Origin of the sequence: Shewanella sp. SM74 (genome assembly GCF_025653725.1) — a bacterium.
GTDB classification, from domain to species: domain Bacteria; phylum Pseudomonadota; class Gammaproteobacteria; order Enterobacterales; family Shewanellaceae; genus Shewanella; species Shewanella oncorhynchi.
Map to the genome: position 1 here is coordinate 1 of NZ_JAKKRZ010000004.1, position 13,673 is coordinate 13,673.

The following is a 13,673-nucleotide window of genomic DNA, read 5'->3' on the forward strand; positions in this document are numbered from 1 at the left end:
TCAGGATGAATGTCAGCTACTGGGCTATCTGGACAAGGGAAAACGCAAGCGCAAAGAGAAAGCAGGTAGCTTGCAGTGGGCTTACATGGCGATAGCCAGACTGGGCGGTTTTATGGACAGCAAGCGAACCGGAATTGCCAGCTGGGGCGCCCTCTGGGAAGGTTGGGAAGCCCTGCAAAGTAAACTGGATGGCTTTCTTGCCGCCAAGGATCTGATGGCGCAGGGGATCAAGATCTGATCAAGAGACAGACTTAGTGCTTGATGAAGCTTTGTTGCCCGCAGGGGGATTAATTGCTTCAGCGCCAGCTTATGCCGCCTTTCAGCATCTATTACATTCTGGCAAGTTGATGAGTGCAAAGAGTTATCAACGGATGACAACGGCGTATACCGAGATCCAATTCTTATGGCCGAATATGCGCTATGGCTATGGGGTGAGGATCAATAAGGACGATGGTCTCATCGAATACAGTCATACGGGCTATTTATCTGGCTATATGTCGATGACACTGCATTATCCTGAATTCAATTTGGATCTGGTGATGCTGGAAAATCTATCGCTAAATCTTAATGATCGCGCTCGAGTATTTGAACTGCATAATCAGATACGTCAAATCATTCGTAGCCAGTTACTGCTTGTTAAAACATCACTTGCACCAGTGATTTGAGTAAACTGACTACTGACATAAGTGCCCTTATGCTGATATTAAGCATGGTACTTTAGTACTTAAAAGATTTCTAAGATATAGTTTCTGCGGGAGATAATGGCTACTATCTCCCGCGTTAAGGGAATAAATATAGTCTTTTACTACTTAATGTCGCCATATTTAATTGAATCACGACTATCTGTTTCATATATCATTTCATATTCATAGTTCAATGAGTCTAACAAGCTAATTATATAATCTTCGGATTTAATTCTTTCGTATCCAGGAAAATCTTTGTGGAAAATGATACTCAATAACCAGCTGCATTCTGGTTTTGATGGTGCGAAAGTATTTGCATCAAGATCTACATTGGGAAATAATTTAATGAATGTGCCTGTCTCTTTATTTAGATTCCAATGGTAATGTTTTATCCTGAATGGTAAAAAACTCTCAAGCATAGTAGGGTTCTTAGCTGTAGATGTTTTTCTATCTATTAATACTAGAAATTCTTTGAGTTTATTATGAATTGTTTTTTCATCTTTACTTGTTGACTTTATACCAAATAGTACTTGATGTTTCATATGGTTGAATCTCCTCATTGAATAGATTTTATCGGCACTGGTGTCTTTTAAAGAGCCATTTTCTTTAGTTAAGGGTGTAAGTTTGTTAGCTAACAGAGAATTCAAACTCTATTTTAATGATTAACGTCCCTAACAAAGAGACGTTAATCTGTGACTTACAGTTACCAAAAGCGCTTTCTAAGTGCGGTCTCGATATCAATATCAACCCTAAAGTACTGCAAAATAGTCCAAACTGAATCGACTAAGGCTTCGGTAAGCGCTGGATAATCATCCTCGATAATTCTGTTAATTTCTTCGACGGTTTCATCGATATATTCCTGAACACCTTCCTCAAATTCGGCCTTTGTCGCTTGATTGCGGAAAAAGCTAAAGTTGTCGAGCTTTTCTATCAATTGATCAATAAGGACTCTCACCGAATTGAGTTGCTCAACTGTGATCGTGGGATCGGTGGCGATCAGTTTAAAAAAACTCTGCACTTTGGTTTTGAGATCGAATAGCGTTGGGATTTGATCTCGATTTGCCGCCGCATTACTCACCTCTAATTTGGTTTGCTTGACGGGGGCAGGTGTCACATTCACCTCAGATGCTTGCGGATTGGCCGTCATAGGCTCGGCATTGCTCGAAGCTGTTGCTGGTATTGCGTGATTGTGGGCTATGGTTGTGGGCGCTGGCGGTATCTCGCGCCCCAGTGTTTGTAGCAGGCGGCGCTGGAAATAGCTTTGCGGCAGGGCTTTGCTGAGTGCTTGCTCAAGCTGAGTTTCACTGTAGGAGGCTATCTGCAGCAGCGCTTCGAAAATCTCTTTATATTCTTGCTCAATAGCCGCTATTAGCGGGCTATTGCCTAAGCTATTGGTCACGGTTAAGTCGGCGCCATATTGCTGCAAAAGTCTTAAGATCCGCACAGCTGTTGATTCAAAGCGGGGGAACTCGATTGAACTGCCGCCTATCACAGCGCAAAGGGCAGGAGTGGTGTCTTCACCATTGAGCACATTGGGGTTGGCGCCATGTTCGAGTAGCGCCTCTACGCAGGACTGTGCGCCGTAGTAACAGGCGCACATCAGTGGCGTAAATTGCTCATCTACTGAGAATTCTTCTAACTTTGCTCCATGGCGCAGTAATAGTTCTACGGTTTTTCGCCGCATAGGGCCGGTAATTTCATCCCACCAGTAGGTCGAAATCGCCTTGTGTAGAATGGGCGAATTATCGTGGCCACAATGGGTAAAAATATCCCCGCCTTGGTGAATGAGCCATTCAAGTAGTTGGATTCGACAGGAGATGGCCGCCGCGGACACATAGTTAGTGTTGTAGATATTGGTGAGGCTTAAATCCAGCCCCTTGGTGAGCAGATATTCCATCACTTGGATAAGCGTTGCTTGATCTTCTTTCCCTGAACCACGCTGGCAGATAGTGAGTAAGGTTGGTTCATCCACCGCCCCAAATTTTTTATTGATATCCATACCATATTGCAGGAACAGATCGAAAAACTCGGGCAGAAAGGTTTTCTTTTCGACCATTGGATAAACCAATAGTCGTAAATTCGACCAGACTAACATCTCATAGGATTTACCCGTATTCACAAATTCGGCATTTGGATTAGCGCCATATTTGAGCAACAGTTCAAGGGCTTGGTAGATGTAACTCCGTTTATTCGGATCGGTAAATTGGGCATTATTAATATATTGGTTGAGCAAGGGTGAATGGTCGGCATCAGGCGGTGTCATCCTATAGATGCGATTGATATCGACGGTGGCCTTAATCAGTTTTTCGATAATCCTAAGGTCAAATTCTGAGGTCAATGCCGCATAGACCAAACTTTTAGCGTGGGAGTCGGCTTTGAGCTGCGGATAATGGTCTAACAGGTATTCAGTGTAGTCTTGCGCTTTAGCGTAAACGCATAGTTCGAGTAAATTAGCATCATCCCAGAAGCTGCTATCGTTGGCCATAATATAGCGTGACTTTTTAAATGCAGGGAAGCGTTTAACTAAGGGAGAAAATGTTTCTACTCCCCAAAATTCGCTCGAAGAAATAATGTTTTCAATTAGGCTTAATTTGCCAATGTCTAATGGAATATCTTTATTAATGATATGCAGGAACAGATCTTTATTGCGTTCATCATATAATATTTCTAGTGGGTGATTTAATTCACCATTAGTCCAAAAGCTCACTGGTTTATTGATATCTAAGTTAGCTGCAAGTAGAAGGTCGATCATGTCTCTACGTTGATGGTCTTGATAGATATATTGCGGATTAGGATGAAATAGATAGTTGAGCCAGCAATTACTATATTGATTTTGAAAGTAAAGATTGGCACTAGAGTCTAGGTATAGGGTAACGAGTTCTGAGTTGTTATATTCAATAGCCGAATGCAAGGCACTGAAACCATTACATTCGATTTTAGCACCTTTGCTGAGCAAGTATTTTATAAGCACTAAATCGGACTGAGGACTGCAAGATAGTGGAACTAATATATTGCAGGGCGAAACATTGAGATCAATAAAGTTGAGATCTCCACTATCGGCAAGAAATTGATCAACTTTCTTTATTTTAGCCGAGGTCGAAAGCGTGTTATCTAGGCATATTTCCCGAAGTGTGAGTTTCTTATCACTAAAAATCCAACTGAGCATAATGTTCCCTATTTAATGCCGTTAACAAAATGGTATCAAACACCTTTCAATTTATTAAAAATTGAGTGAGGTAAATTGCCATATTTTAATGCATTTAAGTTAAGAAAAACTATGCCCTAAGACTGATAATTAAAATCATCTTGCTGAATAACATTTGCTGATACAAATTGATAATGCCAAACAAGTTTAATCATGGCTGTTTGGCATTGTTACTTTGATTGGAATTCTGCTTCATATCCTATTGATTAAGATCTAGCTGCATCGGCATTTCGCAGGCGTCGTGGCCTGTGTTCCCTAGGGGAGCCGACAGATGTACAAAGCCTAATTTCTCATAGAGTTTTACGGCTTCATTTAGTACAGCGGTGGTTTCTAAATAGCAGCTTTGATAACCCGTTTCGCGGGCGAAATCGAGTGCCATTAACGCTACGCGTTTTGCGAGTCCTTTGCCGCGGATTTCTGGCATAAAGTACATTTTTTGCAGTTCGCAGACGCCATCATTGTTAGCTAAAGGCGCAATACCGGCGCCGCCTAAAATGCGGCCCTCTAATTCAATAATCCAATAGTTGGCGCCCGCTTGGGAGTAAATCTGGCTTAGGCAATCTAAGGTCGGGTCCGCCACGCTATAGCCTTTATCCGCGGTTAAGCCGTATTCGGCCGAAACATCGCGGATGACTTTGGCAATTGCGGCATCATCTTGGGCTGTGGCTTGGCGAATGTGGCAACCACTTTGCTGCTTGGCGTTATGTACGGCTTGATTATATAACACAAGGGCCTCTTCGATTTGTGAAGTTTGCAATGGAGTCAGTTGGGCTAAGATCCCTTGGAATAATTGATTCTGCTGAGTATCCAATTTAACGAGTAACTTCTTACCCGCAGGTGTCAGTTGCACAACTAAGCAGCGACTGTCCCGTGGGTGCACCTGACTCTGGGCAAGATGTTTATCGATCAAATGTTTGATAGCGCGGCTCGCATTGGACTTATCTATGCTGAGTTTGCTTGCAAGCTCTTTGATGGTCAGGGGCTGCTTGCCTATCTCAAACAGGGCATGGGCTTGCACGGGCGAAAGGGGTAAATCCCCAAAGGCGGCGTTGAGCATGCCTAAATTTCTCACCAGATAGCGAGACAAATGCCTGAGTTGGGCGGATGAGCCTGACTCAGTCGTTTGCTTAGTTTGAGTCACAGGCTTCGCGGGATCTTGAGCCAATGGTGCGTCTGTTTGAGCCATAGTCGAATAAGTTTGGTTGCATGTCACAACTAAGTTAGCGGGCTTTAATTCCTCTTGCAACATATTACTAACAATCTACTGTGTAAATATCAGGATTCAATAATGGCGCCATGGCGAGAATAATCGCTTGGGTGTAATTACTTTCACGGGTCGCATGGCCGTGGGTGAGTAAACCTATGGCACCGCCTTTTTGCTTAATATTGATTGTATTGAACAACCTATCCATGACATCCCCGAGTTCTTCTCCCGCTTCTAATGCCCGATAAACTTGCATTGGTAAAGGTAAAATCGCACTGCGGCCAATGGCAAGCTGGTCTTTATGGCCAATCGCGATATAGGCGAATGTGGCTGGGCCAAAGTCGAAACAATCGACACCGCCTTCCATCGCAAAATAGTAGTCGGCTTTAGTCTCTTGCGGGTCCTGCTGTTGACAATAGCGCACCCGATTGATCGCCCCTTGGCGAGTGTCGAGATCTGTCATTGGCTGCGCTGCAACACCAGAAGGGGCATCCATACCGCTGGCTTCTATGATGCTCTCTGGGAACAGCTGTGCCATGGCGTTAGTTGCCGCGTTGATTTTTACCGGGTTTTTAGAACCCACTTTTATCTTAACAATGTTTTGTTGCATATAAGTTATTTATTTTGGATTTTAATGTGGACGCTCGTTTGAATCATTGCTTAAATGGTCTGAGGTGTCTAAGCGTTTGGGTTTTCTATTCTGCCACAGTCGTCGGCGAAGCTCAGTAAAAAAGCCAACAGTAGGGGAGGCAATAGCCAGCCTTAGGGACTAGGAAGCGACATGCAACTATTGCTCCTTCAGTAATTTGGGCTGGAATAGGCAGTAAGGCTATGTCATTGAAGGAACCCAAACCAAGAGATAATAATAATGAAATTCAACAAACTCGTGATTGCTATGGGAATGGCCTGCGGTGTAATACTGACCGGCTGTAACGATAGCGAAGATAGCACTACGCCTACCGAACCTGAAACTCAACTGCAAGCTTTTGCCCCCAATGGTTTACTCAAAGCCAGTATTCGCCGTACTACCTTTGGCGTGCCGCATATCCAAGCAGACAACTTAGAAAGTTTAGGTTTTGGTAGTGGTTATGCGCAGGCACAGGACAACTTATGTGTATTAGCCGATGGTTTTATCAAGGCGAACTCACAGCGTTCTATGTACTTTGGTCCCCATGCGTCGATTGACTTCACTACGGGTCAACCTACGGCGGAAGATAACGGTAACCTTATCTCAGATTTTGCCTATAAAGCGTTAAAGATCAGAGCGCAAGCCGAAGAAAAATGGCCGAAATTTAGTGAAAACTCTCGGGCACTTATCCAAGGTTTTACCTCTGGTTATAACCAATATCTTGCTGATGTCGAAGCGGGCACACAAACGGCAGAACCTTTCTGTGGCGGTCAGCCTTGGGTGAAACCCATAGTGCCAGAAGATGTGGTGACTTATTTGTTTTCTATCGCCTTATTACCGGGCGCAGCTAACTTTCTCGATCTGATTTTTTACGCTAACCCAGGAGATGCACAGGAATACATGCCGCGTATCGTTGGGCCCGCGCCTAGCCGAGACCAAACTGCGTTTGTGGCCGATATGCAGTCTAAGTTGATTGCCCGCGCGGCTCGTATCACGACACCAGAAACCAATCCCCGCGATTTAGGTTCAAATGGTTGGGGTTTAGGCAAGGATAAAACCGAAAATGGTAAGGGCATGGTGCTAGGTAATCCGCATTTCCCGCATACGGGTAACCTGCGTTTTTGGCAATCCCATATTACGATCCCAGGGCATTTAGATATGATGGGCGGCTCGTTAGTGGGTATGCCTGGACCGATTAATATTGGTTTCAATAAAGATCTCGCTTGGACTCATACCTTCTCTACCGCTGAGCATTTTGTGATGTATAACCTTGAGTTAGTCTCGGGTGATCGGATGCAGTATTTGTTTGATGGTAAACCTATGCCGATCACCAAAGAGACAGTATCGGTTCTAGTGAATGCAGGTCCTGCGGGCATGCTGGTCGCCGAGAAAGATATTTATACTACGGCCAAAGGCCCTATGGTCGAAGCTCCTCCTGCTTTAGCGCCTTTTGGTTGGGATGATGGCAGTGCCTTTATGATCCAAGATGCCAATATGGGGACTATGGACCCTGTTGACCATTGGTTAGCCATGAACATGGCGACGAACAAAGAAGAGTTCCAACAGGCATTTAAGGACTACGATGGTGTCATCTTCAATAACACTATGTACGCCGATAAAGAGGGCAATGCTTTTTATATCGACGACTCAACTGTGCCAGGATTATCTGAATCGGCAGTTGTGTTGTTAAAAACCTCACCGGATATTAAAGCGGCTAAGGCAAAAGCCGGATTTACGATTTTACCCGGTAACACTTCGTTGTTTAGCTTCGATGGTCCTACGCCCTATGAGCGTGCGCCCAAGCTTGAGCGCAGCGACTTTGTGCAAAACTCCAATGACTCCTTTTGGTCGACTAACTTGAATGAACCGCTGACTTACTTCTCGCCTATGTACGGCGCAGAGGCTGGACAGCTATCACTGCGGACACGGATGGGCTTGAGTTTAATGCAGGATGCCGCGGGGGCTGATGGCAAGTTCAGCTTGGAAGAACTCGAAGCGGCTGTGCTGTCGAATCGCAGTTATCTCGCCGAGTTAGTGCTGCCTGACTTGATTGCCCAGTGTGATGCCCAAGGCAGTACACCTGTGGTGGTGTCGGCGAGTTTATCTAAGGATATCTCTTCGGCTTGTGCGGCTTTAAAGGCGTGGAACGGTAAGCAAGATAACGACAGTAAAGGTGGTGCTTTACTACGTGAATTTGCCCATCTATTCAGCCAAACAACCATGTTGACCCAAGGATTCGATCCCGCTAATGCGGCAACGACACCTAAAACCTTGACTACGGATGGCAGTGCCTTAAAGGCCTTGGCGCACAGTGCGCTTAACCTTGAGGCCGCAGGCTTTGCCTTAGATGCGCCATTAGGGGATGTGCAATTTGTGGAGAAATCTCTGCCAGATGGAACGCCAAGTGGGTCGCGTTTACCTTGGCCGGGTAGCCATAATGCTGAAGGTGGATTCAACGTGTTTTCAACCAGTTTGTCGGGTGATGACACTTTGATCCCGCAGCACAAATACGCTGCTGTGATGGATGTAGTCACAGGCAAGGCGATGAGTTCTGGCTTAACGGCGAAAGGATACCAAGTGCGTTACGGGTCGAGTTGGATGATGGCGGTGAACTTTACCGATGAGGGGCCTGTGGCGCGGGGGATTTTAACTTACTCTGAGTCGAGTAATATCTTAATACCTGCGTTTGCTGATCAAAGTATCTTGTACTCGAGTGCTAAAAGCTTCCGTCCTTTGTTGTTCAAAGAGGCTGACATAGCCCCTGCTGTAGTGTCGACGACTGAGCTGACACTACAAAAACCATAAGTCAGATTTTGCGCTTTAATCGTTAGCGGCTCACTTCGGAGTTGAATCTGGATGAGCCGTTTTTTATGCGTGTTTGCGACTGATAGCGATTTGTAAAAATTTAACATTAACGACTGTGATCTCGATCTACCTTAGGTGTGAGTATGCGGCGACTAGTCTCGTTTTGTTGATTTTTGCGACGCATGCCCGGTTAGCTGTTTTTCTCGGCGCTTATGCAATGTCACTGGATTTGGCTTGAGGTGAATACCTTGTGTTTTTAAGTGGCTTTTTATGTATATGTTTTGATGCTGTATTGAAAACTTATTACATTAAATCAGCGATCTAGATCTCAATATCAGTTTATTATGAAATTCCCTTACATAAAGCCGTGTCAGATCAACTTTTATGGGCTTTTTTTGGTTATCCTTAGCGCGAATTTATTATGCTAGTCACACCGTAAGGTAACTTTTATATGCAAAAAGATGCGACCAGTGTTCTTGGAACACCTCAAAGCACACAGAATCTAGATTCAACGAAACACTTACCTTGGACTCGCCAAGACACGACTTGGATGTTGAGTTTGTTCGGCACTGCCGTTGGCGCTGGAATTTTATTTTTACCTATCAATGCGGGCATGGGCGGCTTTTGGCCTCTTGTGTTAATGGCAGTGATCATTGGTCCTATGACCTATCTTGCCCACCGTGGTTTATCTCGTTTTGTTTGTTCATCAAGCATTCCTGGTAGCGACATTACTCAAGTAGTTGAAGAGCATTTTGGTGTTGGCGCGGGTAAAGCCATTACCGTACTGTATTTCTTTGCTATCTACCCGATTGTATTAATTTACGGTGTGGGTATTACCAACACTGTTGATAGCTTTATCGTCAATCAGTTAGGCATGGCATCGCCACCACGCTTCATTCTATCGGGTGTATTGATCCTCGGTATGATGGCTGTAATGGTCGCAGGTGAGAAATTCATGCTCAAAGTGACACAATTGCTGGTGTATCCGCTGGTGGGTATTTTGGCCTTTATGTCTATCTACCTGATCCCTGAATGGAAAATGGATGCTTTACTCGTTGTACCAGAAGCGGGTGCATTTTTAGGCACAGTTTGGTTAACGATTCCAGTTTTAGTGTTTGCCTTTAACCATTCTCCAGCGATTTCACAGTTTTCTGTGTCATTGAAACGTGACCATGGCGCGAATGCTTCTCGCAAAGCTGATGTTATTTTACGTAATACTTCCATGATGTTAGTGGGCTTTGTGATGTTGTTTGTGTTCTCTTGTGTGTTGTCATTATCGCCAGCACAATTGGCCGAAGCGAAAGCTCAGAATCTACCGATTTTGTCTTATCTCGCCAACGTGCATTCAAGTGGTTTTGTGAGCTACTTTGGTCCATTAATCGCCTTTATCGCGATTGTGTCTTCTTTCTTTGGCCATTACATGGGCGCGACAGAAGGCATGAAGGGGATTATTGTTAAGCAGTTAGACACGAATAAAAAAGGCATTTCAGAGCAAAAAATCAACAAATTTATTCTGGTGTTTATGTTTGTGACGATTTGGGCCGTGGCAATCAAAAACCCAAGTATTTTGAATATGATTGAAGCTTTAGGTGGCCCAATTATCGCGGCTATCCTGTACTTGATGCCTATGTATGCTGTATACAAAGTGCCAGCATTAAAAGCGCACCGTGGTCGCATCAGCAATATCTTCGTGGTTATAGCGGGTTTATTGGCAATGACGGCTATTCTGTTTGGCTTCTTTCGTTAAGTTTTAATCTTAGTAGGAACGCGGTTTGAATGTGAATCGTGAGTCGTAAAAAGAAAAGGATCGTGCCATTGGCCCGATCCTTTTTTATTACGTATAAGATTTGAATCGCTTATTTTTCTTCGTACATTAAGTAGTAACTCTGCTTCATCCCTAACGCTTGATAGGTCTGCTGTGCGGCGAGGTTTTCTTGCTCGACATATAAACGGAAGCTGGCGGCACCACCATTGGCTTCGGCCAGTTGTTTGACTTCGCTGTAGAGTTTGGCATAGATGCCTTGGCGACGATTTTGCGGGCGAATATACACACTCTGGATCCAGTAATAATCCTTCGCACGCCAATCGCTCCATTCAAATGTCACCATGAGCGAGCCGACTAGCTCACCTGCGATTTCAGCGACCAGGTAAAACCCTTTTTGCGGGCTCTCAAGTAGCGTGCCCACACCTCGAGTCAGTGTCGCTTCATCTAAGGCTAGGCCTTCGGTTTCTTGGGCCATGGCCTGATTAAACTGCACTAAGGCGATCAGGTCTTGAGCCTTAGCTTTACGAATCAACATACTACAACTCCTAGGCGGTTATTTGGCAATACCGCTCTTGTTTAGTAAACAACATTTTGTGATTCACTTTAGCATGGAACGACGAGGGATAACGAGTTTGGCAGTGGCAGGTTAGGCACTGATATTATTTATTGCTGTGGATATTTGTACGACTAAAGTCTTATCTGCTAGGCTTGTCTCTAGTGTCCTTTCGCTGAACTAAGTGAGTTAATGATGGGATTTATTAAGTCTACTCGCCGCTATAAACTTAAGATTTTACCCGTCTATGATATTGCTGCTGATGAACAGATAAATCATCGTCTGCATTTTATTTTAACGCTGTTGAGCTTCGGTTTATGGGGTTTAGTTTGGTGGTGGTTGGTCTTAAAAGCTAACGGTAAGTCCGACTTTATTTTCAGTGGTTTTGATGACGATTATTGGAGTTATTTGATTGAGCGTGAGCAACCGCCTGCGTCGCTTTATCGTCAGCAAATAGCACCAAAAAAAGTCACAGAATATTTTGATGCTTAAGCAGGAAAACTAACATCTCAGCGGCCAATTTAACAAAGTTGGTTTGGTTAATATTACTGATTTTAAGGCGGTTTAGCTCAACGTGACCCAGATCATCCCTCGATTAAAACCCCTCTGCTAGACTCGGCGATTGCCCCATTTAGACTGAGAAACTAGCGCGCTAGTTTTGGTCTTTGCCCCATCATAGTTTCGAATTCAAGGTTATCAATATGACAAAACAAAAGTCGTCAGCATTAGGCCGTGTTTGGTCTCGCTGGATGTCAGTGCCGCTGTGGCTGCAAATTGTTATCGGTATGGTGCTAGGTATTTTAGTGGGCATCATCTTCGGCGAGCAAGCGACTCACTTAAAACCGATAGGCACCTTGTTTGTTAATTCCATTAAGATGTTGATTGTGCCATTGGTGTTTTGCTCACTGATTGTAGGCGTCACTTCGATGCAAGATACGAACAAGATGGGGCGTATTGGTTTTAAATCTTTTGCGTTTTATCTCTTTACCACGGCTATCGCGATCACTATCGGTTTAATTGTCGGTTATGTTCTTCAACCCGGTGCTGGTTTAGGTTTGTCATTGGCAGATGGCGCGGCTCAAACTGCCAAAGAAATACCTTCTTTAGTCGATACTTTGATCGACATAGTACCGACGAACCCTATTGCGGCTTTAGCAAGCGGGCAAATTTTGCAAGTTATAGTATTTGCGATTGTTTTAGGTATCGCCTTAGTGCTGATTGGCGAGCATGGAAAACCTGCAATTAAAGTGTTCGAAAGTTTAGCTGAGGCCATGTATAAAATGGCCGACATGGTGATGAAGCTCGCACCCTACGGTGTATTTGGTCTAATGGCTTGGGTAGCGGGGGAGTATGGGATTGATATGCTCTGGCCACTGATCAAAGTCATTATTGCTGTGTACCTTGGCTGTATTATTCATGTGATTGGATTCTATAGTTTGTTACTGCGCGGATTTGCGAAGTTAAGCCCGCTGCAGTTTTTTAAAGGGATTAGCAATGCCATGTTAGTGGCGTTTACCACGTCGAGCTCTGCAGGCACGCTCCCTGTGAGTATGAAGTGTGCGAGTGAAAATTTGGGGGTTCATAAGAAGATCTCTAGCTTCGTATTACCGCTAGGCACCACAATCAATATGGATGGCACAGCATTATACCAAGGGGTCACAGTGCTGTTTGTGGCACAGGCGTTTGGTATCGACCTGACTTTAGTTGATTATCTCACCATTATTTTAACGGCGACGTTGGCCTCTATTGGTACTGCGGGTGTGCCCGGTGCGGGTTTAGTGATGTTGACTTTAGTACTCACAACCGTAGGGCTTCCCTTAGAAGGGGTGGCATTGATTGCGGGAATTGACCGTATTTTAGATATGGTGCGTACTGTGGTAAACGTCTCCGGTGACTTAGTGGCGACGACTGTCATTGCAAAGTCTGAAGATGAGTTGGATATGGCGCATTATAATGCCGACATAGATCAAAGCGCCGTAATAGCCGAACAGAATATCGCCCTCGAAATTGCAGCGGCTAAGAGTGTCAAAGCATAGGGACTTTTTATTGCTGGTTCGTTAACTAAAAAACCGCCATTGGCGGTTTTTTTATGCTGACAAGTTTTATGGTTACTTCATTTGGCTTAACACTAACACTGGCTTGTCGTCGCTGTTAAGTAAGGTAAGTCGGCCTTGCACTAATTTTGCTTTGGTAACTAATGGCATAGCTTGCATCACTTTGTGCTCTTGCTGCATTAGGGCATCCACACAGGCTTTCATTGTGCTACCGGCAGGAGATAGCTTAAGCTCTTCGCCTTGCTGAGTATATTGACCGAAAAAGTTATTGCAGCTGTTGTTGCCATGTAATTTACCTTCGGCCTCAAAGGTGATTTGCGCTGGGCTGTAATCGATAGTCGGTTGGCCTTGGACCATTTCAATGTGCCAGCGGCCTTCTAATGGAATGGTATCATTTGGGGCTATATCGGCACTTTGGCAGGCGGTGATGCCTAAGAGTAGTGCACCTAAGATGAATGTTTGTTTTAACATCGTTGCGGTTCCTTTTTCCATGATTATGGCCATAGTGTGACAAGTTTTTCGTAAGATCTAAAGGGGTTTATATGACAGGCTCATTTAAAAGCACTCTGAATTTGTTGAAGTTTTTACATTGGTTAGGTGTATTGATGCTAGTTTGTGGACTTGGGTTTTATATGTTGACGCAATGGAGTCTAGAGATAAGCGGCATGTTATTGATCTCAAGTCTGATTGGTTTAGGGTTGGTCTTAATGTCGCCCTATCCTGTGGTGCTGTTTATACAATGGGCGAAGCGCCAAGATGAGCATTCCAAGTAATTT

At 44.4% G+C, this 13,673-nt stretch carries 11 protein-coding genes and 2 pseudogenes; 7 read left to right on the forward strand and 6 right to left on the reverse strand.

Annotated elements, in window-relative coordinates; all coding sequences use genetic code 11:
* Positions 1-238: pseudogene (locus tag L5M49_RS05780) on the forward strand (IS4 family transposase); the annotation flags it as partial.
* A gap of 7 nt (positions 239-245) precedes the next feature.
* A pseudogene (locus L5M49_RS05785) lies at positions 246-665 on the forward strand (serine hydrolase); the annotation flags it as partial.
* Between the two features lie 140 nt (positions 666-805).
* Here L5M49_RS05785 and L5M49_RS05790 read toward each other — a convergent pair.
* From L5M49_RS05790 to yjjX, 4 genes are all read right to left on the reverse strand, one after another.
* Positions 806-1,225 carry a hypothetical protein gene (locus L5M49_RS05790; protein WP_263265622.1) on the reverse strand — a complete coding sequence of 140 codons (420 nt, stop codon included), beginning with the start codon at positions 1,223-1,225 and terminating at the stop codon, positions 806-808.
* A 161-nt stretch (positions 1,226-1,386) separates the two neighbouring features.
* On the reverse strand, positions 1,387-3,849 hold the full coding sequence (locus L5M49_RS05795) for an ankyrin repeat domain-containing protein (protein ID WP_263265623.1): 2,463 nt from the start codon (positions 3,847-3,849) through the stop codon (positions 1,387-1,389).
* Between the two features lie 238 nt (positions 3,850-4,087).
* A complete protein-coding gene (locus tag L5M49_RS05800) occupies positions 4,088-5,137 on the reverse strand; it encodes a bifunctional helix-turn-helix transcriptional regulator/GNAT family N-acetyltransferase (protein ID WP_263265624.1) in 1,050 nt (349 codons plus the stop codon).
* A gap of 4 nt (positions 5,138-5,141) precedes the next feature.
* On the reverse strand, positions 5,142-5,702 hold the full coding sequence (yjjX, locus tag L5M49_RS05805) for an inosine/xanthosine triphosphatase (protein WP_263265625.1): 561 nt from the start codon (positions 5,700-5,702) through the stop codon (positions 5,142-5,144).
* A 258-nt stretch (positions 5,703-5,960) separates the two neighbouring features.
* On the opposite strand from yjjX, the gene L5M49_RS05810 reads away from it, so the two are divergent.
* Both L5M49_RS05810 and L5M49_RS05815 read left to right on the forward strand, forming a co-directional pair.
* Positions 5,961-8,525 (forward strand): acylase, encoded by a 2,565-nt coding sequence (locus tag L5M49_RS05810; protein ID WP_263265626.1) that lies wholly within the window; start codon positions 5,961-5,963, stop codon positions 8,523-8,525.
* 451 nt (positions 8,526-8,976) lie between these two features.
* A complete protein-coding gene (locus L5M49_RS05815; RefSeq protein ID WP_028761640.1) occupies positions 8,977-10,272 on the forward strand; it encodes an aromatic amino acid transport family protein in 1,296 nt (431 codons plus the stop codon).
* Between the two features lie 109 nt (positions 10,273-10,381).
* Here L5M49_RS05815 and L5M49_RS05820 read toward each other — a convergent pair whose 3' ends face one another.
* Positions 10,382-10,825, reverse strand: coding sequence for a GNAT family N-acetyltransferase (locus tag L5M49_RS05820; protein ID WP_028761639.1), 444 nt, complete (start codon positions 10,823-10,825; stop codon positions 10,382-10,384).
* A 213-nt stretch (positions 10,826-11,038) separates the two neighbouring features.
* Here L5M49_RS05820 and L5M49_RS05825 point away from each other — a divergent pair, with 213 nt between their 5' ends.
* Positions 11,039-11,335 (forward strand): hypothetical protein, encoded by a 297-nt coding sequence (locus tag L5M49_RS05825; RefSeq protein WP_113939800.1) that lies wholly within the window; start codon positions 11,039-11,041, stop codon positions 11,333-11,335.
* A 209-nt stretch (positions 11,336-11,544) separates the two neighbouring features.
* Positions 11,545-12,879 (forward strand): dicarboxylate/amino acid:cation symporter, encoded by a 1,335-nt coding sequence (locus L5M49_RS05830; RefSeq protein WP_263265627.1) that lies wholly within the window; start codon positions 11,545-11,547, stop codon positions 12,877-12,879.
* A 72-nt stretch (positions 12,880-12,951) separates the two neighbouring features.
* Here L5M49_RS05830 and L5M49_RS05835 read toward each other — a convergent pair whose 3' ends face one another.
* Positions 12,952-13,368, reverse strand: coding sequence for an META domain-containing protein (locus L5M49_RS05835; RefSeq protein ID WP_113939802.1), 417 nt, complete (start codon positions 13,366-13,368; stop codon positions 12,952-12,954).
* A gap of 71 nt (positions 13,369-13,439) precedes the next feature.
* Here L5M49_RS05835 and L5M49_RS05840 point away from each other — a divergent pair, with 71 nt between their 5' ends.
* On the forward strand, positions 13,440-13,670 hold the full coding sequence (locus L5M49_RS05840; RefSeq protein WP_028759411.1) for a hypothetical protein: 231 nt from the start codon (positions 13,440-13,442) through the stop codon (positions 13,668-13,670).
* Positions 13,671-13,673: the final 3 nt, after the last annotated feature.